A 26,928-nucleotide genomic window follows, 5' to 3' on the forward strand; every position below is an offset into this window, starting at 1 on the left:
CTTTAATATCCTCTTCGATTAATTTGTTCTTTTGCTCTATACGATCACCTAGTCTCTTTTCCATTTCTAAAAGGTTAGCTTGCTGCACCTTATTAACTTCTTCTATCATAGCGCTATATTGTTGCTGGAATTGATAAGGAACAGGATCTGCCCCCTGGGATTCCTCTTTCTTATTATCGATTCCAAACTGCTTTGCAATCATTTTCGCAGCTTTTTCTAAAGTCATACCATCTTGCTTACTCAACTCTACTAACTGTTCAATAAGTACAACATCAAACTCTGTGTATTCCCTTCTTCCTCGATTATTCTTTCTTACATCATACCCTTCACGTTCAAGAACATCCGAATACTTTCTAAGTGTGCTACCACTAACTCCTAAACGACTATAGACCTCACTGCTGCTATATACTATCTCTGCTTCTGACATAGCGCTACGCCACCTCCTACATGGAAAATTCCATATCCAAGGGCTAATACCTCTTAAAATCCATCGACGAAGCTCGCAAAGTCTTTGCTATGTTTTGTCGAACCTACAATGCTAAATTACACCCACTTAATTTAAATTTACTTATAATCAAATTATATTTCCAAAACCCCTTATAAAAGAACAAACGTTCTTTTACTATAGGGAGGGATCACAGTGTATGACTATTCAATATTACCGAATAGAATCATCTTATGTGTTGATTTACGAAGCTTTTACGCATCAGTTAGTTGCATCAAAATGGGGTTAGACCCACTTCATACAAAATTAGCTGTAGTCGGTGATGTTAATAGAAATAGCTCAATTGTCTTAGCCGCAACTCCACCATTAAAAGCAATGGGTGTGAAGAAGATGGCAAGACTATACGAGATCCCTCGGCAAAAAGATATTCTTGTTGTGAATCCAATTATGGGAACTTATATTAAATGCTCCAATTACATAACGAAATTAGCTCTACAATACGTTCCCATTGAGGATTTTCACCAATATTCCATCGATGAATTCTTCATGGATATTACGGATAGTATTCATTTGTTTGCTAATGATCCATATGAATTTGCATTAAAGTTCAAACATGAGATTTATGAACATACGCGCATAGAATGTACAATAGGAATTGGTCCTAACCCATTGATGAGTAAAATCGCATTAGATGTGGAAGCGAAGAAAACAAAAGACTACATTGCATATTGGAAATACGAAGATGTACCCACAAAATTATGGTCGATACGACCACTCAATAAGTTTTGGGGGATTTCGGGTAAAACAGAAGCAAAGTTAAATCGAAAAGGAATATATTCGATTGGGGACTTAGCGCAATACCCTCTCAAGTACTAAAGCAAAGCTTCGGGATTATTGGCGTAGAAATGCACTTACATAGCAATGGCATAGATTTCAGCCGTATTTCAGAAAAATATGTTCCCGCAACAACTTCTATAGGTAAAAGCCAAATACTTATGCGTGATTACACGATAGAGGAATTCCCAATTATCCTACTGGAACATATTGAGGAAGTTTGTTATCGAATGAGAAGACAAAACAAACTAGCTCAAACAATCCATTTTTCCATTGGTTACAGTAAAAATTACGTTGGCAGTTTCAGAAAAACTCACACTATGAACCGACCAACCAATTTAACAATGGGTATATATAACGTTTGTACATACTTTTTACACGAGTTTTATACTGGTGAACCAATTAGATCAATCAATGTTTCTTTAACCAACTTAATCAATGAAGGTGAAGAACAAATATCTCTTTTTGACAATGTAATACAACGAGAAAAAGAAATGAAATTAACGAAGGTAATGGATGAAATACGCACTAAGTTTGGTAAGAACAGCATATTAAGAGGGATTTCTTATACGCATAGCGCTACAGCAAGATACAGAAACACATTATTAGGAGGCCATAAAGCATGATGAACTCTCGTATGCCAAAAGGACGGACTATGGTAAAATGGCAAGCGTTTGCTAGTTTACCTGAACAGTTTCATGGGATTAACCAAATCATTCAAGAGCAATCGAAAGTAGCGAAGCCAGTATTGGATGAACAACAAATAGAAGAAATAGGGAGAACATTAAATGAAGCGATACATACAAAGCAAGAAGTGATTCTATGGTACTACAGAAATGGCTATATCCATCATGAAATCATGGACATCCAAAAGATTGATCTACATCAAAAAATAATAATAACGACAGATGCATTTCGTTTTCAAAACAAGTTTTACTTGGATGATATAGTCGATTGTAAATTTAATAATTAATTTCAAAAAGGAGACATATAACATGGATGTTATTAACTTTGAACAAGCAAAAAACAGAAAAATACGAGAACAACAAATGACAACAAAAATACCTATCATTGAACGAATTTATAAAGTAAATGGTGAAGTAAAGTTTGATATATCTGGTGAAAAAGAAGTACATAAAACATTATTAGAAAAAGAGTCCTTACTCATTCGATATGAGTAAGGACTCTTTTTGAAAAAAGTTTACCAAAATACACTTTATTAGATGTATTTATTTAACCAAAGATGCTATCAATTTTCTTATGTCCAACAAAATTATAAGAAGCTGATTCTTTATTCCATTCTAACTCGATTTCTAATATTTCCTCTTCATGTTGAGGGTTTTTTTCAGCACTTCGATATTCAATCCATTTTATAGTTTCGGGATTATCAGGTAAAAACATCGTTGTGAAATACGATCTACGTAAAACCGTAGCTAAATCTGCGTAGCGATATCCTACTAAGTCTTTTTCATTCTCGTATATTACAAATCTTGCGAATAACCCATTTTCAAGATCTTCATCAAGACAAATATACGCCTCAACTGGGAATTGCTTTACTAAATATGTATTATATTTTTCGTTTGGCTCTTCTCCTAGATTAACAGACTGACCTACAAAATACGGAATCGAGAGCTTGTATAATCCTGAATTTATTGTAGCGTGCATTGGTACCTCTATAATTTTATTAAACATGATATACCTCCTATTTTAATCTAGTAGTTCACTGTATAAACATTGTAACATATATTGGTATTTCTTTGATTTTGTATATCTATGGTGCTACTATAGATTAAATACGATTTAGTTAACGAAAATGAGTAATAGCCTAAGATTCGAGGGGTGTCCCTTCCATCTTAGGCTATTAGAATAGGATCTGAAGGTATTTCCTTTCCCTCTCCATTCCAAACTCCGAATATTCGTAACAACGTTGTTATATATTATCAATAATCACATATCCATGTTAATATTTTAATTAATAAATATTAACATGGAGGATTTAACATGAATAATCTAAAAAACTTCATAGAAAAAAACCATTTTATTAAATATTCACTATATATAATATTAGGAGCTGGAATAGTAAGAATAGGTTATGAATTTGGTTATTTCATTGCAAACTTCACATTATAAAACACTAAGTTATGTTAATTAACATAACTTAGTGGAAGTCAATCTATCTAGAATCCTATTAAAGTCCCTTCAGAAGATCTGAAGGGACTTGTCATTCACCTAATTTCCGTTATAAATAGTAAAGAAGGACATCTTAAATGTCTTTTTTCTTTCTAATTAAGTATTAGCGAAACATGAATAAAGCTATAATTACCAAAATAATAAATATAGCTCCTCCGATCTCTTCGACAATTTTAAACTTGAATTTATATTCTTTTTTTGGTTGTTTATGTTCATCTTTTAATTGTTGAACTTCAACTGTTAATTGTTCCAAAGATTGTTTTAATCCTTCAATTTCTTGCTCCAATTTATTTTCACCATTCATAGTGTAAATCCCACCAATTTATTTTTATATTCTATTTATATCAAATTTACATAACATCTCATTATCAGTAGTCAATAATGAATAGAAATTTTGTTATGGGGGATTTTGATTCTTTAGGTTGATGGGCATGTGACGTGACGCCTATAATATTATTAACAATCTATGTTCTATATAATAACTGCTACACTATCAATCTTATAGAGGTGTATATATGAAAATATTATTAGAGGGAAGAAGAATATTTGAATACGAAACTGATGAAAGTACAAGGTATCTGATATTTCCGAATGAAAGTTTAAAAAAATATGTGTACAATGACGCATCGATATTTATTAAAAAAGGGGAATTTTCTTATCCTCAAAAATGGCTCGTTAGTGACAATTTTGAAACTAGAGACTTATTAACTCCTATAAATGATTTTGATTCAAGTATTTATGAATATATGTTTCATATTGATTGGCCTCTTGTAGAAAAGTTAACCCAAATTCTAAAGCCGTATGGCATAAAAGTAGCCGAAGAACCTAATGGAGTACGAATGCGTGATTTAAATGGTTTGTTACGTTTAGAAGGGATACCTCAAGAAGTTCAGGATGAAATTAGAGGTGCTTTAGCAGAAGGGGATTTAAGGACATACGAAGAATTTCAAGTATACGAATGTTACTCTTGTAAAGAAAAGGAAACCGAGGAATTCTTCATTATAAATGGAGATAATGACATAATCTTATCAGATATTTCTTACGATCAGACAGATTGGTTTTCTGATAAATATATAGTTGAAACATATCGAAAAAAAACTCATTCAAACACGGAATATGTGTTTAAAACAGACAGAGACGAATGGTTTATATACTATCCTGGAGATTCAGATAGTAACTATTGGGTTTTAGAGCATATATATGACGATGAATTTGAGGACTCTCCGCTTTCTTCTTATATAAAAGTTGAAACAGAAAAGAGAAATATTCCAGAACGAGAAGATGAAATCGATTTTCAGCGTTATTTTAATAAGGATACACCTTACGACTTTTATTACTCAGATAAGATGTTTGCATTAAGAATTTTACAAGACGAAGGGCGATTCAATATGGCAAACATTAATGGAAAATGGGAAAGGTATACAGAAATGGTTTTAAAAGATGAAGAACCGTTCTGCAAGTGGGATGATATGAAATATGTTGGTTCGGGCATTTTCGGTGATATTAAAGAAGAAAAATTGACACAGGAAGAGATCATGAACTTTGCCGTTGATATGAGGGGAAAGAAACAGAAGGACACAACTATACACTAAGAAAAGTCTAGAAGATACGGCACATAAAAAATGCACTGCCTCATAAATTTTTATCAGGCGGTGCATTTTTTATAACGCTTTAACTTTTTTGTAAATGGTACATCTTTTTTTATAAATTAAAAGTAAACTTTTGAATAGAAGTTCACTTTTAATTCCACTAGAAAAAAAGCCAAAACATCTATAAAATTTTATTTTTTCTCCTGATTCTCTACTTTTTCAATTTTAGTATTGAATCCACCTTTAAATCCATCCCAAAAATCACAACCACCTAATGAAAAAACAAATACACATAATAGACCTATCATAATACCCTTTTTGTAGTTCACTTTATAACATCCTCCATAAATACAACTTAATATTGTAATTATAATATATAAATTAGAAATATCTATGGAAATAACCTTAAATTAACCTTAATTAATTAGATTGTTGTTATCATTTTTGAAAGTAAACTTTTGAATAGAAGTTTACTTTCAAATTAGAAGTAGAACCACATGTCCATCAACCTAATATTTTAGAGTACCTCCAAAAAAATTCACCTCAGATACAACAAAAGAGCCTTACCTCTGTAGGAAAGACTCCACTAGTATAGCTGTATATATTTACATAACAATTAAGAAACTACAAACATATAACATCAAATAGCAGAAACCTAACATTCCGCCTACAGCTAATACCTGTTTAACCCAGCTCTTGAGTTTCAGATTACTATCAATCACTTGCATTCTTTCCATATTCATTTCCTCCTATGAAGGAGAACCCTTAAAGACTCTCACCTCGCTATGGTACCATTAAAGAATGACTAATAGAGGTCTAATTTTTATCTAAACGTATAAATATGTAATATTGCATATAAAAATGTATTGTTATAAATATAAGCGCTTACTATAATAAGAGTATAAAGATTCACCACATCTTAATACGAAAAAAGAGGAGGAAATAATATGACAATCGCAATGGCAGTTTTAAAATTTGTAGGTGGAATCATTCCATTTGTACAAGAACTTTTAAAAGCAGTAATGTAAGTTCATTATTCCGCAATTATTTATAAAAACTATCATACAAATGATCTGTATATCAAAAGTGAATTGATGTACAGATCATTTGTGTGAGCAAAGTCCATTAGCCTTATTAAGGGACTTTTTTAAATTTCTACATACTTGAGATTCCGTCACATCAACATCAAGTTAAAAGCACTTTTAAAACATTAAAAAGAGCTTTTAACTTATTTTGAATATGAAAGTAAACTTTTCAATATTAGTTTACTTTCATTTCCCCGAAATCATTGACTTTAAACCAAATCCCCCGATATCCTCAAAATAAACAACAAAAGTATACATTCAAAATATGATAAAAAAGAGATTAGAAAACACATAACCAAAAAGGATAGTTCTCCAATTTAAAGATTTTAGTTTCGTTTGTACTTGTATTTTAATTTTATATACAGAATTTACTCTAATAATATATAATTTAAAATATATAATATTAAAATTATATGAATAAAAACAGGAGTATAACAATGAAAGCAAACTTGGAAACGATAAAAAAACATCTAAAAAACAACGAAGAAATCCTTTCTACAATTTATTGTACAATAGATCTACATTAGATTAGTAGATCTGGAGTCTTAGCTGCTACGAATAAAAAATTGTTGTTTTGTGCTGATTACATGTTTGGAAAAGGACTTAAATGGGAGTATGAATATAGTGGTATTTCAAAAATTAATGATACAAATTCTTTAATTTTAGAGTACTCTTCTGTTCCTTTTATCAAAAAGTTAATAATAAATTATAAAGATGAATTTATTGTCTTCACCAATTTTTCAAGTCCATCAAAAGTAAATAAGTTTGTAGAATTAGTTAAGATAAAAATTTAATTGCTAATGATATGCAAAAAACTATCAATGATTAAATAAGGTTACCATAACACCACTTATCGGTATTCAATGTATCTAGAAAAAGCCCCTTCGGTTTCCTTACCGAAGGGGTTTCGTATTGACATAACTTCCGAAAGCGGAAGTCAATTCATTAACATTATTTTTTAAATGCTTTTGGATTTTCGACTCTGAAAGATTGAACTACTCCACAATCTAAACAAAAGGTAGTTAATAATTTAGAACGAGTTCCTCCGTTAAAAATAGTAGAAGGTGTATCTTCACAGACATAAGCATGAGCTGCATAACCAACTTTTCCTTCTTTAAGATTAATTGAACTCCAATTAGTACAGATTGTTTCTTGTTTCATAATACAACCTCCCGCTTTCCTTTTTGTTCCATTTTATCATGCTTTTTTAGAGAAAAGTAAAATGAATATCGTATACATGCTCGGTTAACATAACGTCTCATTATCGGTAGCAAGGACAAGGAGGTTCCCTCACTCTCACAAGGGAACCTCCTTGTTTTGTTCTATGGATCTATGCATTTTTTTATACATTCCTAGCCTGGCGCGGTTTTATGGTTCTTGTTTGTTGTTGGATTAGCCGAAAAACTGTATAAAATCTTGCATACTCTTAGCGTGGTTTTTTTCCGAAATGCTGACGGTACCCCATCACCATCAAGCTAAGAAAAGCAAATACCCCAAAACGAAATTTTTATCTCTTGACAGTTATTTATGTGAATTCAGATTATTTTTTCGTTTTGGGGATCAACCTATATTTTAAGTGGATGGGCATGTATAGTGGGACCCTAATACCGAATAATATACTTATTTCCAATAAAAATAAGATACCTCTGTACACCCAATACGGAAAAAATTTTTAGTACATTTATAAATAGCATTGCTCCACCTGCTTAACCTGAACCAACATTTAATTTCTAGAAATACTGCACTGTTTAGTTAATTTGTATCACGTACAATTTTATATTTTGTTATGAAAAGAATGGATAAGATAGTTATGAGTAAGCCACAACATAGTAGAATGTTAGATATAGAAGTGCCAAATGTTAAGCATATAGATACAAAAGCATAAGATAGCGGAACTAAACCGTTCGAAGAGGCATTTACGAAACTCATAACTCTCCCTAGCTTATCTGTTTCACTGTTTTCTTGAATAATAGACACCAGTGGTACATTAATCATAGAAGACATGAAACCCATCATCACAAGTAAAAGGATTCCTTGCCATAAAACATACATTTGACCAAGGAGAGAAAGAAAAATACCAAGAAAAGAAATAAGTATTAGAATAGAAAGACCTCTATTTTTCCTAATATTTAAAAGCCCAATCAATAAAGCGCCTCCTAGCATTCCTCCTTGATAAGAGCTTTGTAAAAAACTGACCTCAACTGCCTTTCCATGTAATACCTCGCTCGCTAATAATGGAATACCCATAAGTAAAGGGCCAAAGAAGAAGACGTTTATTGTCATTAAAATAAAAAGTATAGATTTTAAAAAAGGCATGTTCCATACATATTGACAACCTTCTAATAGCTCTTGTCTGGTAGATGCTTGCTTAGAAGACGGTGAAGAATTTTTTTCTTTAATACATAAAGTGAAAGCGGATGTAATTAATAAAAAACAAGTAACGAAGAGAAATAAAACCGAGAAAGAACTAACTGTAATAATCCAGCCACCTATCATTGGTCCGGCAAACATTGCAACTTGATTGGAAGTTTGAATAAAGGAATTAGATCGAGTTAACATCTCTTTTGGGACTAGAAGAGGAAGAAGAGACTGATTCGCTGGTGAAAAGAAAGCATCCAGAATTCCAAATAGTAGTGCAAAAAACAGTAATGACCATAAATTTAATAGATGTAAATGTAATAAAGTAATCATTACAAAAACCAGTAAAAAACGCGTGAAGCTAGAAACCAACATAATTTTTGAACGTTTAAAGCGATCTGCCCATACACCTCCAACAGTCATTAGGAGGACTCGCGGGATTAGAGTCACCATCATGACAATCCCAAGTACTGATTCCTGACCTAAAGCTCGAATAACATACCATTGCTCTGCAAATAGGTAGGTTGAAAGAGCAAGAAAAGAAGAGGTACTAGATAACCAAAGAAATAAGAATGCACGATTTTTAAATAATGACATGCTTGTATACTTAGGTTGAACTTGTTGTGATATAAGTGGCTCACTCAAAGAATATTCCTCCCCACAAATAATGAATTATAAATCTTCGTTAAAGAGCAGTTGATCAATTTCAAAACCTGTGATTGTAACATAAAAGTTTTTATTAGTATCAGTTTCTGTGGAAGCTGCTAAAGTTTCTTTAACAAGGTTTCTATACTGATTTAAAAACTTTATAAATTGTTCTTCTGTTAATGAGAATTCTGTTTGCATCGAGATACTTGGCCAATCTTCAACATGGGAAGATGTTAAATCGAATGAGGTATCTGGAGCAGTTAATACTCTTGTTTGTGCACGATGTAATACTTCTAAATAGGATTGTCTTGTTGCCTGTTGCGATTCAATGTAGTGAAGTAAGTGATTTGCAGGAATAAAGCCACGCGAAACAGCCTGATAGTACTTTAAAATATTCCCTCCCTGTTCTTCTTTTTTTACTAATTGAATGATGTTGTGTTTTTCTAGTTCGCGGAGGTGATAGAGTATTTTTGCGCGAGAAAGATTTAAAAGCTGAGCAAGTTGATGACCTGTATATGGCTTTTCGACTAAGTATATAAGCATTTTTGTACGTAATGGATCGCTTATAACTTTTAATTGTTCATATGTTTCGATAATGGAAATGGCTTTTTGTTTCATTATGCATCATCCTTTTTTTAACCAGTTAAATTTATTTAACTTGATTGTATTACAATTTCAAATGAAAAGAAAGTTAATTTAGAAATTTCTAAATTAAAACAAAGACAGTAGGATTCCATGTAGAGGTCCAACCACACGTCCATCAACTTACAGAACAGGTTGCCCCTAAAACGATAAAAATGAACTTCGGTGCTATAAAAAACACAAATTTTTGTTTAGGGGGTACTTTAAAATCTTAGCTTGATGGCGATGTGACGGTACCCCATCGCTATCAAGCTATCAAAACAAAATACCCCCTAAAACGAAAAAGAGATGGAGAAAACAATAAAAAAGCTTATCATTAAGTGCTAAAAGATAAGCTTTTTTTCTATACTTATTGAATTTTATTGGATTTATTCCATGCTAATTTAGTAATAAAATATTGAATACCAAACAAGATAGTAACAAGTAAAATGAACTTTAAACATACTAACATCCATCCAACAATGTCTTGAGGTAATTGATTATGATATGTAGTGTAGGCTACACCAGTAAAAGATAAAATAAGGGTATAAGATAATTTATCTTTTAATTTTTGTTTTAACTGTTCCTTGTTATCGATTTCTGTTTCGTAAACACCAGCTAAAATGGATCTAATAAAGAAGAATACCATATAACAGATAATGATACCAAGAGCTGTAGCCCATTCTAGAAACGGTCTTTGTAAGTATACGCCCCTTATTATTAAATCTATGAAGGCTAGCAATAAAACCACAATTCCAGATTGGGCCCAAATTTTCATTTCAATTTGCTGAATTCTTTCATCTGAATGTGTACTGAGTGAAAACCAATTTTTTAGTTTTTCCATTCTATTCTTCCTCCCAAAATAATTCATCTAAAGTTTTATCGAGTGATTTAGCTATATCAATGCAAAGCTTTAAAGATGGATTATATTTATTAAGTTCAATAAGACCAATGGTTTGTCGAGTAACATTTACAAGCACAGCTAATTCTTGTTGAGTTAGCCCCTTTTCTGTTCTTGCAATTTTTATTTTGCTTACTGACATTAAATACACCCCGTTTGTAAAGATAATCTTTATAATTCGCATCTTATATTCTATATATTAAATTATATACAGGATAAATGCAATATATATTTTGCATTAAGACGTATATAGATTGCGTCAATCCTTTATTTTTTTATATTTCTATTATTTTTATCTCTAAAACTATCCCACAAATATAAAAATACGCCATCCTTTCTCTAGAAAAGAACAGTGTTCTTTTCATTATATAGATAAAAAATTATCTTAGCTTGATAGCTATAAGGTTCTTTCAACAAGGCGGGAATGTTGCACACTAAGAAAATTCAAATAAATAAAGTCTATTTCTTTTAATGTATAAGAAATAGACTTTATTGTCTTTTATCTAACTGTCTGGATACTTACTTTTCTTAAATCACTTATAAAACTATTTAAACAAATGAATCCTGGAGAGTCGATGAAACATATATCAAAGTAAAAGGTCAATGGATGTACCTGTATCGTGCTGTTGATTCAAAAGTAAATACAATCGATTTTTACCTAAGCAAAACAAGAGACCAGAAAGCTGCAAAGCGCTTTTTCAAGAAGGCCTTGCAGTCTTTTCATGTTTCAAAACCTCGTGTTATAACGGTCGATAAAAATCCAGCTTATCCTATAGCAATTGAACAGTTGAAAAAAGAAAAAAGCATACCTGGTGGTATGCGACTTAGACAACAAAAGTACTTGAATAACATAGTAGAACAAGATCATCGTTTTATAAAGAAGCGAATTCGTTCTATGCTAGGGTTCAAATGTTTTGACACAGCTACATCCATTCTTTCTGGAGTAGAAGTCATGCATATGATTAAAAAAGAACGGGTTGATTTACGGGACCAGTCTGTCCAAAAACAGAAAGAATTCATCCATCAATTGTTTGGGCTTACGGCATAAGATACGATTCCGTTAGGAGTCTATGCGCTTTATTATCTTTTATTCTATTTTTGCACCAGAACCATAATTTTTATATTTATTTATATATATATTGTAAATATAAGTTTCAAAAATGAATAGGCCAATCTTAGTTTTTCCCTAACTTGATTGCCTTTTTTATATTACTGAATGCACCTTTACCATATAATAATACGCCACCGCGGTAAACACGACTCGTTAAACCAATCATCATACATATTGTTGTTAATAGAATCGCTAATGCAAGCGCAATCTCCCATACTGGGATATTGAGGAATCCAATTCGTACGAGCATAACAATAGGAGTAAAGAAAGGTATATAGCTAGTAATGGTAACAACCGCGCTGCTTGGATTTGACATTCCATAAAGTGCGATATACAAAGCAGCAAGTAACATAAATGTCAGCGGCATAACAGCTTGAGAAGATTCCTCTATACGACTAATAATAGAACCGAATAGACAAGATAATGAGCCGTATAATAAGAATCCTAATGTGAAGAATAGAATCCCATACACCACTAGAGTAGGAGCAACAGAATTTAAATCAATACTATTTAAAATATCATTTTTCGATTCATTAATTGCTGTTTTATACCCAACAGTTGCGACCAAGCCCCAAATTATTATTTGCGTAATACCTGCCAATAATGTTGAGAAGAGCTTCGCATATAAATGTTTTGTAGGCGAAATACTTGAAACAACTAACTCCATTACACGAGAAGATTTCTCTGTTGCAACATCTGTTGCTAATTGTGCAGCATACAATAATATCATTAAATAATTTAGTATGATAAAGACATTAATTAAAATCCCTACACCCTCTGTATGTTCTCCATCTTTAACCTTATCTGAAACAGTTTTGGTATGAATTTCTACTGGCGTTGTTAACACCTTTAATTCATCTTGCGATAGATTCAATTGCTGGGCGAAAATAGAAGATTGTATTTGAGATAAAATCGTTTGAACCTTGCTAACATCTTGCTGATTTACATCTTGCTGATTTACATCTGTCTCAGTTATATACGTAGCCTTTAGTTGTTTATTATCCAATTCCTCTATAACGATTGCATATGTATAATCACCATTTTTAACACCAGATTCTGCTTTTTGTTTATCCGTACTACGCTTAACATGTATTTTACTATCGACATTTTTAAACACTTGATGAATAGTTGTATATAATTCTTCTTTTTCTGTAACAACAACAACTTGATCTTCCTCGTTACCTGCAAAATAGTTATAAATCTTGTCAAAATTCATCAATCCTATAATTAACATAGAAACTATTATTGTAATAGCAAAATATGATTTTGATTTCACCTTAGATTTATAGTTTTGTAAAAAAATTGTCCAGAAACTACTCATGTTGTGCACCTACTTTCGCAATAAAGATATCATTTAATGTAGGCTCTTCTACTGCAAATTTTTTAACATACCCTAATTTCGTTATCTCTTTAAATAAAACATGCGAAACTTCTTCATATGAAATTTTAAGAGTAACTGCATTCTTACGTTTCTTCATACTTTCTACACCTTTTATTTCTTTCAAATGGTCAAAGTCATAATCGCCAACGATTACAACGTTCTTTTTACCAAAATCACTTTTAATTTTGGCAATGTCGCCCTGAACAACAGGTACTCCTTTATGCATGATACAAATGTTTTGGCATAACTCTTCCACATGTTCCATACGATGTGAACTAAAAAGAATGGACGACCCTTGTTTTTGCATATCAAGAACAGCTTCTTTTAACATTTCAACATTTACTGGATCTAAACCACTAAATGGTTCATCTAAAATTAAGAGTTCAGGCTTATGTATAATCGCTGTTATCAGCTGAATTTTTTGCTGATTCCCTTTAGAAAGTTCTCCTACTTTTTTGTTCAGATGCTCAGTTATATTAAAACGCTCCAGCCAATAGTGAAGTTCTTTTTCTGCATCTTTACTTTTCATGTTCTTTAGTTTTGCAAAAAAGTTAACTTGTTCTTTGACAGTCATTTTCGCATAAAGCCCCCGTTCTTCTGGTAAATAACCAATCTTATCAGTAACATCATAATTTATAGGTTTACCATTCCATGAAATAGATCCGCTTGATTTTGATAAAAGTCCAAGTATCATTCGAAATGTAGTCGTTTTACCTGCTCCATTCCCGCCCAAGAACCCAAATATTTCACCTTTTGGTATCTCGATATTCAAATTATCCACTGCAAAATGTTCGTCAAATTTCTTTGTTAAATGTTTAATTAGTAAGCTCATTATCCACACCCTCATTTCCCAAGATGATTTATTTATACAATTGTATATCCATAGTCAACCACAATATTTTGACCTCTAATGGCATCGCTTTTATCAGACATTAAAAATAAGATGACATTTGTAACATCTGAAATTTCAACAAATTTCCTATATGGTATCTTTTTTAATAACTTATTTCCTTCAAAGGACTTCAAATAGCTTTCGTTATTATCGTTGATAATATAGGACGGTGAAACACAATTCACCTTAATGTCTCTCTTTTGATCCTTCAAAAAATCAATGCTTAAATTTTTTGTTAAGTGAATCAACGCTGCCTTTGATGCACCATATGCAATTCTATCCTCATGTGCCACTATACCATTTTGTGAGGCTACACTTACAATTGAAACGCGGTGTGAAAGTGAGCTATAAATGGACTTGAGTAAAAAAACAAAACTCTTAATGTTTATATCAAATGTTTTATCCCAAGCTTCATTTGTCACATTATAAAAATTAGATAAAGTATTAACCCCGATCAAATTGATAATACCATCTATTGTTACATTGTTCTCTTCTAAGTAATTGGATAAAAATCTAATATCTTCTTCTTGGCTAACATCTAAATTTAAATAAACTTTATTGGTATCTTTCATTACTTTTTCTTTATAAGTTTTATCGATACAGTATATATTTTTTGTGTCTTTCATTACCGATTGTAAGTCTTTACCAACATATCCATTAGCACCTAGTATCAGTATATTACCACTCAAATTATTCCTCTCCTTACAACATCGAATACCCAATAAACACCACTTAAAATAACTGTGGTTATGAGAATACAATTTACTAGTCCGAGTAGTAACTCAGAAGATTTTATCTTTTGTCGTTTGAATATAAATTGTTTGAAGCTATTCATATAATCTTCTGAACCTATCATTTGATTTATAATCCAATAACCATCTAACTTTAAAAACGGCATCATATTAGTAAATATAATTATACAATTAGTAATATATATGTATAATATCACGTCAGAACTTGACAAAAGATACATTATAGCTAATAGACTTCCTAAAATCATTTGTCCCATAACACCTGATAACATTATTGCTATTTTTTTTCTCTTATCGAGCGTCCTCATATAGTTAACATTTGTAAAGAATAATAATAAAAAGAAATATCGAATTATTATTCCAAAACGCATTTTGTCAGATTTAATATATTTCCTGTAAGTATAATAATGCGAAAATTCATGGAACGAAACAATAAATAATTGTGCTACGTATATGTATATTAAATGATATACATTAAAGTTCATTGCACCACTATTGAAGAGCGTATATCCCTTTTTCACTACAACAGGAAAAGTAATTGCAAAAAATAAAAGTAAACATACGAACAAGTACTTGAAAATCTTAATGTTTTCGATTTTATATAATGTCTCAAATCCCTTTGTACTTACACTTAATTTTAGCAATTTAAAATTTAATAAATTGTATTTTTTTTTGCCATGCAAAAATCTTTCTAAACCTTCTACTTTTTCACTAGTTTCAGTATTATAGCTCCTAAGATACTCTAGTGTATTCTGATCTGCTTGTATCATTCTCTCATTCTTAGGGTTATATATATAAACATAGTCGTCTATGTGGTATTCAAGATTTACATTGCAAACATTTAAGTTATATACTTCTTTCAAACCAATACCCTCTTTGCAATTATTTTCATAGCTTTTGAAAATGCCTTCATATCTATTAAAAGGGTAGGAAATAGTGTAATACCATTACCTTCATCATTATCCATGTAATGATAAACTAAAATACCTAGTTCTTTTAATCCGTTAACTATTTCCATAGTTTTAATTGGATCATTTACAGGGATCGAATACATTCCCCCGACACCCGTGTAACTAAAATTTTTCATCTTTAGCGTATTCGTTACTATATTTTCAATTTCTCGAACATTGTTAATAATACTTGTCTCATTTTCTAAAATGTAATCTAAAGTGACCTTTGCTGATAGTACCCCTAGCAGATTTCCGTTTTGAGTAGAGAAATGCTCGATATGCTTACCTTTGAGAGCGTCTTCAATTTCTTTTGAAATTACTACTGCTCCAAATGGGAGAATTCCATTGTTAATCGATTTACTCAAAATTAAAATATCTGGAGTCACCCCTAGTTCTTTAAAGAAAAAGCGATTGCCCGTTCTATAAAAACCTGTTGCCACTTCATCAAAAATCAGTAATATGTTGAATTTTTTTAAAGTGTTGTGTAGTTTTTCAATAAATTCTTTATTAAAAATATACACTCCGCCTGAACCAATAATAGGTTCAAATAAAAAAGCTGATATATTTTGATGATTTTCCTCTATAAAATTCAATACATAATCTTCATCATCACGATTTTGAGGAGTTTTTATACTTAAGAATCCATCTAATTTCGGTTGATAATCTTCAGTTACCTTGTCATCTAATCCACTAGCTGATACCCCTGCAAAAAAGGTCCCATGATAACTTTTATCATACGTAATAACTTTTTTATCTTTGTTGTTTAAATGTCTTACAACCTTTGTTGCTAGCTCTGTACCTTCCGAACCGCTATTTGTGAAAAAGACTTTATTATATGCAGAATCTTTTTCATTAATGAAATGTAACAAAGCGTTACTATATTCATTATACAAAGGATGATTGTATGCATGGATATCTAAAAAAGTTAATGATTTTTGTAAATACGAATCAAATTGAGATGATATTCTTTGGTATAGCTCTTGCTTGTATCCCAATGAAACATTCCATAATCCGCTTCTTAAATCTAAATATTTTTTTCCATTTGTATCTAGTAAAAAACTATCTTTAGCTTCTTTAATAACAATATTATAAAAAGGGGATTGCGTAACCTCCCCCATCGGAACAACATAGGTATTATTCGTCACAATTATCCAACTCCAAGAAATATAAATTTTCTCCGCTATATAGTATCTTTAATTTATAATTTAACTCTTGAGAGACTTTCTCAAAATATTCAATAGTGTGTAGATTTTTCACTGAATATCCCACTTTTTTAACACCATTGCCTTTCATATATATATTTAAAACATATTTATTTTCTATGATGGCATTACTTACAAAAAATACGCTATCAGCTGTTTTAAAATTTGAAACTTTTTCACAATTTTCTTTTATACAAGAAGGTTTAAGGAAATCAAAAATTATTGAGCCATGAATATCCAATAAATCTTTTGTTTTAATTAAAAAGATTTTAAATTGTTCTTCTGAAAACAAAGAAACAGTTGTGGCTGGTATAATAATTTTTGTGAATTTAATATCTTTAATCGTTTCCAGGTTTTCAATACCAATATTGAAAATCTTATCCCTGTAACAAGTGTCGATATATTTTATCATTTCCAATTGTGGTTCAATCCCATATATATTGACACCTTCTCTAGATAGAACATTAAATACCCTACCATTACCAGATCCTATTTCCAGCACTACATCATCATTATTGATTTTTTCTCTATAGAAATCTAAATCATTTATTTCAAATTTTTCATTTATCGAGCGATTATAAAAGTCAGCAAAATGGGTATCTGAATAAATATCATCTGAAATTTCCACATTTCCCCTTTTAACTTTTCTTAAAAAGGGACCAAATATATACTTACTATGCATGTTCCACCAATCCCTTATATTCATTCATAATTGCATCATATTGATCTTTGAAGCGGTCTTTTAGGTAGCTTTGGCTATTTTTTTGATCGGCTTCTAATATTTCAAGGAACGTTTCATCCGTTTCAAAAACTTTATTGGTTTGGATATTGTAAACAAAACAACCTCTATTATTTTGAATTCCAATTAATTTGAATTCAACAATCGAATCTACTACTAGATCCAATTTGTTCTTCGTATAAGGCGTAGTAAAAGTAGTTGCCCCGCCTTTAAATGATGCTGCCAAATTAAACATCAACGGAATGATGTTCTTAACCATAGCCTCTACTTTATCTTGTTCTTCATTATTTTGATATTTTGAAACAATATCAAAATAATGAAGCTTAATGTTTTTTGAGATTACATTTTCTTTCAAGTAATCATTGAAAATCCCGTCAGAATAGACAAATAATCTATTATTTGTGCTAGTCTTTGTCAAAGTTGCGTAATCAAAAATCGCTTTTTTACTTTCTTTGTTTTCAATAACACCTGAATTTTTAAACTTGCTTATTAATTCATCTAACTCATCTGCTTCTAAGGACGTCAAATCTTCTTTTTGAAAACTCGGAACAGAATTATTTAATAATATAATGTTTGGTACTTCTTTCATGTCATTGCTATTTAGTTCAACTTCTTCACTAGATTGATCTATAAAAATTGAACTGTTTACAGCCATGTTATAATACACATTTGGTTCAATATTCTTAATGACATTACAATTTTCTACATAGAGATGTTTTAACGCTCTTTTATTAATAATAGGTGGATATACGCCTGAAAATAATGACATTAAACCATTTCTTAAATATTGCATGTGAGACAACTTAGCCTTTTCTTTCTCTAGTTGGAATATACCTTTTAAAGGGTGTAGCATATCTATCAATTCAAAATCCCCATGTTTTACTTCCAAGTTATCATCTACTATACAAAAATCTGTTTCTTCTAACTCTGATTCTAAAAATTGAACTAGTTTATATATTCTTTCCAAGCTACCACCAACGAAAAATATGTACTTTTGGTATTCTTGAAAGTCTAGATAGTCAACAAAATCTATAAATGTGTTATTTTCAAAATCAAATTTATCAAAGTGTACATCTTTAGCTTCAGCAGAAAATAGCTCTTTTGCGTCACTTTCATTGATATTTTTAAATAAACAGTTTTCTTCAATTATGCACGAAATTCCAATCATTAGTTTGTCCCCCTGATTTTCTAGTTGATACCTCTAAAAATATTATTTTATAAAATATTAATATTTAAATGAAATAATAAAGTAATAATAAGTACTCCACCACCAACAATAGCCGCTCCTGTAACCGCATAGATTATGTCCATTGTTGAATTTAACTCTTCTAATTTAATTTCTTTAAGGTGTAATTTGTTCATGTTTTTCACCTTCTGATTTTCGTTTTGAAATTTTATTTCTACGGCTGAGATCATGTAAGTTTTGTTAAAGTAACGAAACAGGCACTTTAAACCACTGATTCTCTAGTGAATATTTGGAAGATAAATTTTTTATAGTGCGTTACTATTTAATTTTTTCGTAAATGTAGTACTCTGCTTACTAAAATTCCAGAAGCTACAGTTATTGCAGTTGCTAAAGCAATATTCATATATAAATTACTACTATTAACGAGAGCAATTAAACCTAACACTATAAGAGCTGGGATTATAATAAATAGTAGATTTTTATTCATATCCATCACGTCACAATCAGTACGCTAGCCACGCCTGCTCCAATACCTACTTCAGTCCAGAAATCTGTACCATGTGAATTTAATTCTTCTAATGCAACTTCTTTAAAGAATAATTTTTTCATATTTTCCGCCTCCTTGTCTTTATCTTCCAAAAAGTTTATTCGGATTTATAATCAAGTAAGTATGATCAATGCTGTAGCGCCTAACGTTACAGCTGTGCCGCCCGCAATTCCAATTTTATAAGAGTTCAGTACTTCTAAATGAATCTCTTTAAAATACAATTTATTCATAGATCATTCACTTCTCTATTAAGTTAGTAAAAGGCCAATTCCAACTGCTGCACCGCCGCCTACAACCGCGCCACCTGCCATGCACCAACCACAGTTTAATTCTTCATTTTCAATTTCTAAAAATTTTAAATTTAGCATTTTGTTTTCATCTCCTTCCATATAGTCTTCAGAGGTATCAACTAGAAAATCATCATTATATATACAGATATAAAAAACTGACTGAATGAAATTATAGATGGTTTTAATAACTTTTATGTCTTAGAAATACGGGATACCATTAAATACCATATATAACTATTTGAGAATAACATGGAATAAAGAAAAACGAATATGCAATGTTGCATATTCGTTTAATAACTTAATATACAAAAAATAATATGTAATTGAAGGCTACAATATCAAAATTGATATTAAACACTCCATCATTCATCACGTTACAATTAGTACACCAGCTACACCAGCACCAGCAGCAACCACACCTGCTCCAATACCTACTCCAGTCCAGAAGTCTGTACCATGTGAATTTAATTCTTCTAATGCAACTTCTTTAAAGAATAATTTTTTCATCTTTTTCGCCTCCTCACTTGAATTTTTTAATTTATTTGCATCATCATTTTAAATCAAGTTAGTACAAGACCTACTCCAATACCAAATCCGATAGCAAATCCAGCAGCATCTGTATAAGAGTTTACTTCTTCTAACTCAACTTCTTTGAAGTATAATGTATTCATTTTTTTCACCTCCTTATTTAATTTTCAAAATACAAATCCCTGTAGCTAAAATCATGTAAGTACAAGTATTGCACCAGCACCAATACCGTAACCAATCATGTCCCACACGTTTAAATCTTCTAATTCAACCTCTTTAAAAGATAATGTTTTCATGCTTTTCACCTCCTTGTTTCAACATTCAAGTAGTTTGTTTATATTTAAAATCAGGTAATAACAATCATTGTAGTAATACCTGCTGCTGCACCTGCGCCACCCGCTATCGCAATTTTCAGATTCCACGGCATAGAGTTTAATTCTTCTAATTGAACCTCTTTAAAATATAATTTTTTCATGCTTCTCACCTTCTTTAACGATGGAATATTTATAACATCAAGTTAAAATGACGAAAATTCCAACGCCACCCGTAGCTACCGATTGAGCCCAACTAGTCGCCGAGTTCAATTCTTCTATTTCAACTTCTGTATAGAATAACTGTTTCATATTAAGAATCCCCTTTGATTACGTTAAAAGAAGGCCAATTCCAACTGCTGCGCCGCCACCTACAACCGCGCCACCTGCCATACACCAACCGCAGTTTAATTCTTCATTTTCGATTTCTAAGAATTTTAAATTTAACATTTTGTTTTCATCTCCTTTCATTATGCCTACTAAGCTAATTATAAAATCACTTATACATACCATATAAATAAACAGAATAAGCGATGTTAGATATGATTATTATTTACTATGTTTCAACTGGCATTGAGGAAAATGAAATATCTACCATATTTAACAATTTCAGAATACCGTAAAATTGGGAAGTGAAAATATGTAATATTGCATATTTCAAAAAAATCAGTTTTATATCAACGGACTAAACATAAGGTACACTTTTATTTGACTTTCTTCCTATATATAGGACAATTCCATTGGTTGCATTTATTGAAAAATCGTCTTAAGATATCGATATACGATATATCGGAGGTAGTTATAATGAAGCCTGCAGTAGAACAATACATCCCTTTAACAGAAGCACAATACTATATTTTATTGTCATTACTAAAACCTATACATGGTTATGGAATTATGCAAGAGGTTGAAAACCTTACGCATGGAGAAGTTAAACTTGGAGCAGGCACATTGTATGGGATTATCAAAAAACTATTAAACAAAGAACTAATTGATGAGGTAGCATCGATAGATAGAAAGAAATGTTACGTACTTACCCCTTTAGGCAAAGAGGTATTAAAACTTGAACTTAAACGATTACAACGCTCTGTTCAAAATGGTCTGAGTGTATTTTATGGGGAGTAAAGAAGGAGCTTTTACAAGAAAATAAAATAGGTTTTTAAGTATAAGCGACTTATTATAAGTCGCTTATACTTTTTTAAAATTACAAAAGTAGTTACAAAACTTACAAAAACTATTTTTACTATTGAAGGCGTTTTAATATTGTTGTTAAGAAAACAAGAGCTCATGTATATGCAATTTCAAAAAATTAAACTACCAGAAGCTTAAATCTTATATCAAACCCATAGCCGATTATCAACAAGAGTAAAGGAGCGGTGAATATGACAACAATTTTAGTGCTAGAAGATGAGATAACAATTCGTAGTTTTATTACATTAAATATGAAGCGTGCTGGTTTCAATGTTTTAGAAACCGATACAGGTGAAAAAGCTCTTGAGCTTTTAGAACATCATAATATTGATATTGTAATACTTGATGTTATGTTACCAGGAATAGATGGTTTTCGGGTATGTAAAAGAATACGAAAAAGTAATGAAAAGGTTGGGATTATTATATTAACGGCACGTGCTCAAGAGAAAGATCAGGTACACGGTTTGACAATTGGAGCAGATGATTATATTAAAAAACCATTTAGTATAATTGAATTAGTAGCACGTGTACAATCGTTGCTAAGAAGGGTAAAAGAAAGTAAAAAGGATATGAAATCGATTCATTCGGGCCCATTTCAATTAGATCTTCTGCAAGCCAAATTATATAGGGATGAGATAGTAATTGATTTAACTCCAACAGAGCATATTATTTTACGATATTTAATGGAAAATTCCATAAAACCAATTTCACGTGATGAACTCTTAAATAAAATATGGGGTATAAGTTGTGTAGGTAACCCAAAAGTAATAGATGTGAATATCAGTCGTCTTCGTCAGAAGATCGAACCTAGTCCTTCTGATCCTCAGTTCCTCCTTACGGTGTGGGGAAAAGGATATAAATGGAAGTGAAAAGGGCGATGAGGCAGAAAATTAGTTTGTATTTTATCGTTTCCTGACGGAATCCTCCTTCCTCAAGCGTGTGAAGGACGTTAGGTGGGAGATGAGTGCCAGTAGGCATAAATCTACGTTTTTTTGTGTACTGTAGATATCCTATAGCAAAGTGAGATACAACCTATGTTAGGAAATCAAGCATATAAATTTCGCATCTAGCAAAATAAGAAACAAGAAATATTAATTGTTAAAATGATCGGTTACAGTCGCTTTGTATTTAACCATTTTTTCACGCTGGAATGATACGTATAAAGAATCAGGAAAGGGATTAACCTATCTTGGTTGCTCCGCTGAGCTTACGCAATTAAAAAATGACAAGATACGTTTTGGTGGTTCTGTTGCAAAGTTTTCTATATGAATCTACACTCTAGAAAACAGGATTTAGGAGAATCAGACATGAGATATTTTAAAGGAAAACAATTCAAGAAAGATATTATTTTAGTGGCTGTTGGCTACTACTGCCGTTTTTCTTTAAGTTATCGCGATGTATCTGAAATCCTGAATGAATGTGGAATCTCAGTGTATGACTAATCACTTTTACCGAATAGAACTATTTTATATATCGATTTTCGAAGCTTTTACGCTTCAGCTAGTTCAAGGCAACTGTGTATTTACTTGGATGATAATACTATATTCAAAGGGGATAAAAGGGTAATGAAAATTAAATAAAATCCTTATTTAATAGATTTTTGATAAAATCACAATTTAATTAATGATAATCGCTTAGATATTTATAAGTTAATTAGTTATTTGAAATATAGTTTCACCAGATTTGGAAAAGTTATACAATTTCCTTGCGAATTCTAAAATGCCTTCTTCACTTACTGTTAAAGTCTTAATATCTTTCTCGAGATATTTCCCGACATTTTCTAAATTTGATAATCTTTGTTTTTCTTGAATTATGAGCACTTGTTTTGATTTAATCAATTTTTGTTGTTGGTAAATGGAATGTTGAGCAGACAAAGTTAAAGATAATATAAAAGCTAGAGTTAACCAAAACCGCCGTTTTTGTTTTTCAATCGTTTGTTGTTGATTATTAGGATTAACTTGGTTTTTGATGACTAATTGTTGTGATAATTTTGGAGTATTACTCATTTTAATGCCTCCATTACTAATTATAAAATTTTAAATTTTCAAGGAAATTATATAAACAAAATTGCAATTTTGAACTCGTTTTTTAAGTGTAGGGTTTGTAAACTTAAAAAATTCCTATCCTTAAAAAAAACTGCCCTTATAAAAGGGGACTATAAGGGCAGAAAATACATAGATTTGCAGGGAGAACACATCTGCGAAATCTTATAAATTTTAACACATATATATACCTATAGTGATTACGAAAAAGTAACAAAACGCTATTTGTGCGACACTTTTCCTCATAAATGTACAAACACGAAATAGGAGGATTATCAATTTGATAACAACAACTGTTTGACTGAGAGTAGGAATGAAAGCCACCAGGTTGAGCTGAAAATACTTGTCTGATAATCCTACATACAAGACATGATAGTAGTCACAAATTGTATGTAGCTAGGTGCAGTCGACTGAACAAAACCTAAGTGATAAATCATATCGTAATGAATAGGTCGGGATGCTACAAAATATCTATGGTGAGAATATCCAAATGGACTGGCAAACTTGCGAATGTACGGGGATAAACGTTTAATACATTAGAAATGTGTATGTCGTTAAAGACGACGTTATTTACCGAAAAGTAAGATTAAATAGTATAAAATTCGGAATATCTAACGATGTGGATGTAAAGATAACAGACCTAAAGTAAGCACCTAATGATATATGTATAGCTAGGTTATCAAAAGTTTTTGGCTATGCCAAACCGAAATTCATCTCCCACCTACTGTTGGACTATTACTCTTCACACGCTTGAGGAAGGAGAATTCTTTCAGTAAATTCGTTAAATATGAAAACGAGCACCGTATATAAGTGCTCGTTCATCAAGTGTCTAAGCATTCATTATTGTTATGTTTGTGAGTCATCAACAAGTAAATGATGCAACAAGTAAGGTTCAAAATAGTTTATTCAACTGTTAATAAATAGGTGCCTGTACTACAAAAAAGCTAACTACTTTGAGTATAGAAACGGGTTGCTTAGAGTATTGACGAAATATTGCGGACTCCCTCTTAGACGCTGATTTATCGAAAAACATAGCTGATATTCAGAATATATTTCGTCACGCACTTGATTTAGTGATCCATCGGTTTCAAATGACAGTAGATAGATTAGAAGCAGCTTTAGTGTATTTTTCTAAATTAACAGATAAACAATCGATTCAAAATCATGTTCTAAGTCCTTTGATACTAATTTGGAACTTCCAATTCCATTAAGACAAATTAAAATTATGAATACTTGGAGTCAGATTGAAAATGCTATTTTTAGAGGAGATAGCGTTTTATTAGTCCACAGTCGAACAACAGCACATCAATTGGATACCTATCGAAAGCGCTTAAATATTCTTGTTAAGAAAACAAGGGTGGGCATATGGGAATTCAAAAGAATGTGGACGCGCTATCATTTACTGATGGGAATGAATTGAAAAGTGAATCTTTCGCTTCTAAAATTATGAAGGTTAAAATCGATGTTATACCTTTACCGTTATATGTAGTATTGGTTGCTATTATTTATGGAGCATCTGTATATAATAAATTACCAGCAGATATGATCGGTGGATTAGATTAATTCTGTTAACTCACCATCATTTGGAACCATACCGAGATACATTTAAATCCAGGTCATACCTGTATTTTATTCTTTAAAATTATAATTTTATAAAAAATAAGGTACGTGAAATTATCAATTGCATCGAATAATCATTTGCACCTTTTCTTGAAGGTTTAACGCCATCAAAACGCGAATTTCATACGCTAAGGAATTATTAAGGCAAAAAACTTTGCTTTACCATACATTAAGAAGATTCCATAAATAATATTTTGTATTTAATACAGAAAAGAATTTCCTTTTTTATGTAAAAAATATCCCTTAACGTACAATATTCTTTTTTCGGTCGTGTGACCCCATGCCCATCAAGCTAAGAAAAACAATTACCCCCAAAACGAAAATTTTAGAAGTTCTTTATTGGATAAAGCTTAAATTTTTTATTTTGGTGTTGGTTTGAAATTAAGTTTGATTAAAATTTAGGTGAAACCATTGATTTCATCACAAAAAAATCTCACGCATTTTGAAAAAAATTTGTTTAAAATGCGAGAGTTAAAATTTTACAAGCTATTTATTTTTATAATAAAGTTTGATAATTTCGGTAAGCAAATCGTTAAAATTCGCCCTCTAATATTATATTTTATTAATTAATTTATCTAATTCTAATTCAGATATAACCTTAATGCCCTTACTTTCTAATAGAGCAGTCGTTACGCCGGCTCCTGTTACCTTTTTTCCAACAAACTCACCACTATAAATTTCTTTACTTCCACAAGACGGGCTATATTCTTTTAAAACTACATGGCTAGCTTGCATTTCTTGTGCTAAATTTAAAGTCTTCATAGCACCATTTATATATAATTCCGTCACATCATTACCTGAACGTTCCATTACTTTTACTTTACCCTCTAAAACATCATATCCATCTCCGCCCAAGATTTCAGCTGGTTCTCTCGGTGTAACAAAACCACCTAATAACTCCGGGCAAACAGGTATCGCTTTCTTTTCATCAATTAATTTTTGAATTGTATCGTTTAAACATGCAGTGCCATTATATCTTACTGGGTTTCCAGCTAAGCAAGAACTAACTAAAATCATGATGTACATCCTTTCAAATCTATATTCAATTATTATAACAACATTAAAAACTACCCTTTTCTTAACTATACGAACATCTTAATATTCTTGCTTTTATTATATAGGATAAAAAGAAAAGTTGGCATAAAAATTCCTTCATATCATGTTCTTAAACGAGAATTTTATCAAACTTAATTATAAACTATCAATCTTTTTTATAAAGCCACATTTTGGGGATATATCGATTGTTAGCTTGAAGGCTATGTTTGAAAATATGAAATATCCTAACCGTTAAACTAGCTGTAACAAAATACTGTATCAAAAATAATTCGTAACATTATTAGTAAAACACCTTTTTATTACATCGAAATCTGATAATGTAAATAAAATACAGCCTATGACCCAAAATTACATGTATCTCGGCTGAACCCCTTTTTCGTTTGAAGAAAAGAGTATGTTATCTAGAAGAAGTGAAGTGGAAAGTGTCATATAATGTTTCACCAAATATACGTAAGAACC

Annotated in this window: 28 protein-coding genes and 6 pseudogenes; 12 read left to right on the plus strand and 22 right to left on the minus strand. The window is 31.1% G+C overall.

Annotation, left to right across the window (positions count from 1 at the left end; translation table 11 throughout):
• The coding region (locus COI75_RS14280; RefSeq protein WP_141535112.1) for a MerR family transcriptional regulator at nucleotides 1-427 on the minus strand (427 nt) is incomplete at its 3' end.
• 213 nt (nucleotides 428-640) lie between these two features.
• On the opposite strand from COI75_RS14280, the pseudogene COI75_RS14285 reads away from it, so the two are divergent.
• The 3 genes and pseudogenes from COI75_RS14285 (at nucleotide 641) to COI75_RS14295 (ending at nucleotide 2,460) form a co-directional block, all read left to right on the plus strand.
• Nucleotides 641-1,905 (plus strand): annotated as a pseudogene (locus tag COI75_RS14285) (Y-family DNA polymerase).
• The gene (locus COI75_RS14290; protein ID WP_098448408.1) at nucleotides 1,902-2,252 is read left to right on the plus strand and encodes a YolD-like family protein; all 351 of its coding nucleotides are present in this window, start codon (nucleotides 1,902-1,904) and stop codon (nucleotides 2,250-2,252) included. Before COI75_RS14285 ends, COI75_RS14290 begins: the two are co-directional and overlap by 4 nt.
• Nucleotides 2,253-2,274: 22 nt before the next feature.
• On the plus strand, nucleotides 2,275-2,460 hold the full coding sequence (locus tag COI75_RS14295; RefSeq protein WP_098448409.1) for a hypothetical protein: 186 nt from the start codon (nucleotides 2,275-2,277) through the stop codon (nucleotides 2,458-2,460).
• A gap of 52 nt (nucleotides 2,461-2,512) precedes the next feature.
• Here the strand turns inward: COI75_RS14295 and COI75_RS14300 are convergent, their stop codons facing one another.
• Together COI75_RS14300 and COI75_RS14305 are read right to left on the minus strand one after the other, a co-directional pair.
• Nucleotides 2,513-2,971: a hypothetical protein gene (locus tag COI75_RS14300; protein ID WP_098448410.1), complete on the minus strand. Its 459-nt coding sequence runs from the start codon at nucleotides 2,969-2,971 to the stop codon at nucleotides 2,513-2,515.
• Nucleotides 2,972-3,572: 601 nt separating this feature from the next.
• Nucleotides 3,573-3,773 (minus strand): hypothetical protein, encoded by a 201-nt coding sequence (locus COI75_RS14305; RefSeq protein ID WP_098448411.1) that lies wholly within the window; start codon nucleotides 3,771-3,773, stop codon nucleotides 3,573-3,575.
• 211 nt (nucleotides 3,774-3,984) lie between these two features.
• Here COI75_RS14305 and COI75_RS14310 point away from each other — a divergent pair, with 211 nt between their 5' ends.
• Complete coding sequence (locus tag COI75_RS14310; RefSeq protein ID WP_098448412.1) at nucleotides 3,985-5,061, plus strand: hypothetical protein; 1,077 nt, start codon at nucleotides 3,985-3,987, stop codon at nucleotides 5,059-5,061.
• A gap of 188 nt (nucleotides 5,062-5,249) precedes the next feature.
• On the opposite strand, the gene COI75_RS26930 is transcribed toward COI75_RS14310, so the two are convergent.
• Nucleotides 5,250-5,387, minus strand: coding sequence for a hypothetical protein (locus tag COI75_RS26930; protein WP_176535589.1), 138 nt, complete (start codon nucleotides 5,385-5,387; stop codon nucleotides 5,250-5,252).
• Between the two features lie 276 nt (nucleotides 5,388-5,663).
• On the minus strand, nucleotides 5,664-5,795 hold the full coding sequence (locus COI75_RS27295; RefSeq protein WP_255265681.1) for a hypothetical protein: 132 nt from the start codon (nucleotides 5,793-5,795) through the stop codon (nucleotides 5,664-5,666).
• Between the two features lie 875 nt (nucleotides 5,796-6,670).
• Here COI75_RS27295 and COI75_RS14320 point away from each other — a divergent pair.
• Nucleotides 6,671-6,937 carry a PH domain-containing protein gene (locus COI75_RS14320; protein ID WP_255265684.1) on the plus strand — a complete coding sequence of 89 codons (267 nt, stop codon included), beginning with the start codon at nucleotides 6,671-6,673 and terminating at the stop codon, nucleotides 6,935-6,937.
• 157 nt (nucleotides 6,938-7,094) lie between these two features.
• On the opposite strand, the gene COI75_RS14325 is transcribed toward COI75_RS14320, so the two are convergent.
• The 5 genes from COI75_RS14325 to COI75_RS27300 form a co-directional block, all read right to left on the minus strand.
• Nucleotides 7,095-7,304 (minus strand): hypothetical protein, encoded by a 210-nt coding sequence (locus tag COI75_RS14325; protein ID WP_098448413.1) that lies wholly within the window; start codon nucleotides 7,302-7,304, stop codon nucleotides 7,095-7,097.
• Between the two features lie 591 nt (nucleotides 7,305-7,895).
• Entirely contained in the window at nucleotides 7,896-9,146 is a 1,251-nt protein-coding gene (locus tag COI75_RS14330) for an MFS transporter (RefSeq protein WP_098448414.1), read from the minus strand.
• 27 nt (nucleotides 9,147-9,173) lie between these two features.
• Nucleotides 9,174-9,767 (minus strand): ArsR/SmtB family transcription factor, encoded by a 594-nt coding sequence (locus tag COI75_RS14335; protein ID WP_002203041.1) that lies wholly within the window; start codon nucleotides 9,765-9,767, stop codon nucleotides 9,174-9,176.
• A gap of 373 nt (nucleotides 9,768-10,140) precedes the next feature.
• Nucleotides 10,141-10,614, minus strand: a complete 474-nt coding sequence (locus COI75_RS14340) for a DUF6773 family protein (RefSeq protein WP_141535113.1) — start codon at nucleotides 10,612-10,614, stop codon at nucleotides 10,141-10,143.
• 1 nt (nucleotide 10,615) lies between these two features.
• Nucleotides 10,616-10,813, minus strand: coding sequence for a helix-turn-helix transcriptional regulator (locus COI75_RS27300; protein ID WP_033714322.1), 198 nt, complete (start codon nucleotides 10,811-10,813; stop codon nucleotides 10,616-10,618).
• Nucleotides 10,814-11,224: 411 nt separating this feature from the next.
• On the opposite strand from COI75_RS27300, the pseudogene COI75_RS14345 reads away from it, so the two are divergent.
• A pseudogene (locus tag COI75_RS14345) lies at nucleotides 11,225-11,719 on the plus strand (IS6 family transposase); the annotation flags it as partial.
• A 127-nt stretch (nucleotides 11,720-11,846) separates the two neighbouring features.
• Here the strand turns inward: COI75_RS14345 and COI75_RS14350 are convergent.
• From COI75_RS14350 to COI75_RS27305, 10 genes are all read right to left on the minus strand, one after another.
• Entirely contained in the window at nucleotides 11,847-13,103 is a 1,257-nt protein-coding gene (locus tag COI75_RS14350) for an ABC transporter permease (RefSeq protein ID WP_098448415.1), read from the minus strand.
• On the minus strand, nucleotides 13,096-13,995 hold the full coding sequence (locus COI75_RS14355; RefSeq protein WP_098448416.1) for an ABC transporter ATP-binding protein: 900 nt from the start codon (nucleotides 13,993-13,995) through the stop codon (nucleotides 13,096-13,098). Before COI75_RS14355 ends, COI75_RS14350 begins: the two co-directional genes overlap by 8 nt.
• Nucleotides 13,996-14,027: 32 nt before the next feature.
• Nucleotides 14,028-14,744 (minus strand): SDR family oxidoreductase, encoded by a 717-nt coding sequence (locus COI75_RS14360; protein ID WP_098448417.1) that lies wholly within the window; start codon nucleotides 14,742-14,744, stop codon nucleotides 14,028-14,030.
• On the minus strand, nucleotides 14,741-15,670 hold the full coding sequence (locus COI75_RS14365; RefSeq protein WP_098448418.1) for a M50 family metallopeptidase: 930 nt from the start codon (nucleotides 15,668-15,670) through the stop codon (nucleotides 14,741-14,743). The genes COI75_RS14360 and COI75_RS14365 overlap by 4 nt, the downstream gene beginning before the upstream one ends.
• Nucleotides 15,667-16,902, minus strand: a complete 1,236-nt coding sequence (locus COI75_RS14370; RefSeq protein ID WP_098448419.1) for an aminotransferase class III-fold pyridoxal phosphate-dependent enzyme — start codon at nucleotides 16,900-16,902, stop codon at nucleotides 15,667-15,669. The genes COI75_RS14365 and COI75_RS14370 overlap by 4 nt, the downstream gene beginning before the upstream one ends.
• A complete protein-coding gene (locus tag COI75_RS14375) occupies nucleotides 16,892-17,587 on the minus strand; it encodes a methyltransferase domain-containing protein (protein WP_255265682.1) in 696 nt (231 codons plus the stop codon). Before COI75_RS14375 ends, COI75_RS14370 begins: the two co-directional genes overlap by 11 nt.
• A gap of 46 nt (nucleotides 17,588-17,633) precedes the next feature.
• Nucleotides 17,634-18,866, minus strand: coding sequence for a hypothetical protein (locus COI75_RS14380; protein ID WP_098448421.1), 1,233 nt, complete (start codon nucleotides 18,864-18,866; stop codon nucleotides 17,634-17,636).
• 47 nt (nucleotides 18,867-18,913) lie between these two features.
• A complete protein-coding gene (locus COI75_RS26935; RefSeq protein ID WP_176535590.1) occupies nucleotides 18,914-19,060 on the minus strand; it encodes a hypothetical protein in 147 nt (48 codons plus the stop codon).
• A gap of 1,030 nt (nucleotides 19,061-20,090) precedes the next feature.
• On the minus strand, nucleotides 20,091-20,228 hold the full coding sequence (locus COI75_RS26940) for a hypothetical protein (protein WP_000732304.1): 138 nt from the start codon (nucleotides 20,226-20,228) through the stop codon (nucleotides 20,091-20,093).
• A 367-nt stretch (nucleotides 20,229-20,595) separates the two neighbouring features.
• A complete protein-coding gene (locus tag COI75_RS27305; protein ID WP_000737809.1) occupies nucleotides 20,596-20,724 on the minus strand; it encodes a hypothetical protein in 129 nt (42 codons plus the stop codon).
• 640 nt (nucleotides 20,725-21,364) lie between these two features.
• Here COI75_RS27305 and COI75_RS14385 point away from each other — a divergent pair.
• The 4 genes and pseudogenes from COI75_RS14385 to COI75_RS14400 form a co-directional block, all read left to right on the plus strand.
• Nucleotides 21,365-21,685: a PadR family transcriptional regulator gene (locus COI75_RS14385; protein WP_000801311.1), complete on the plus strand. Its 321-nt coding sequence runs from the start codon at nucleotides 21,365-21,367 to the stop codon at nucleotides 21,683-21,685.
• Nucleotides 21,686-21,942: 257 nt separating this feature from the next.
• Nucleotides 21,943-22,620, plus strand: coding sequence for a response regulator transcription factor (locus COI75_RS14390; protein WP_098448422.1), 678 nt, complete (start codon nucleotides 21,943-21,945; stop codon nucleotides 22,618-22,620).
• 219 nt (nucleotides 22,621-22,839) lie between these two features.
• Nucleotides 22,840-22,978 (plus strand): annotated as a pseudogene (locus COI75_RS27795) (helix-turn-helix domain-containing protein); the annotation flags it as partial.
• Between the two features lie 80 nt (nucleotides 22,979-23,058).
• A pseudogene (locus COI75_RS14400) lies at nucleotides 23,059-23,184 on the plus strand (IS6 family transposase); the annotation flags it as partial.
• 216 nt (nucleotides 23,185-23,400) lie between these two features.
• Here the strand turns inward: COI75_RS14400 and COI75_RS14405 are convergent.
• Complete coding sequence (locus tag COI75_RS14405) at nucleotides 23,401-23,757, minus strand: FtsB family cell division protein (RefSeq protein WP_098448423.1); 357 nt, start codon at nucleotides 23,755-23,757, stop codon at nucleotides 23,401-23,403.
• Between the two features lie 1,127 nt (nucleotides 23,758-24,884).
• Between COI75_RS14405 and COI75_RS14415 the strand changes: the two are divergent.
• A pseudogene (locus COI75_RS14415) lies at nucleotides 24,885-25,111 on the plus strand (spore germination protein); the annotation flags it as partial.
• Between the two features lie 47 nt (nucleotides 25,112-25,158).
• Nucleotides 25,159-25,347, plus strand: a pseudogene (locus COI75_RS14420) (hypothetical protein); the annotation flags it as partial.
• Between the two features lie 618 nt (nucleotides 25,348-25,965).
• Here the strand turns inward: COI75_RS14420 and COI75_RS14425 are convergent.
• Complete coding sequence (locus COI75_RS14425) at nucleotides 25,966-26,430, minus strand: DUF523 domain-containing protein (RefSeq protein ID WP_141535114.1); 465 nt, start codon at nucleotides 26,428-26,430, stop codon at nucleotides 25,966-25,968.
• Nucleotides 26,431-26,928 lie beyond the last annotated feature (498 nt).

This window comes from Bacillus cereus (assembly GCF_002564555.1).
GTDB classification, from domain to species: Bacteria; Bacillota; Bacilli; order Bacillales; family Bacillaceae_G; genus Bacillus_A; species Bacillus_A cereus_K.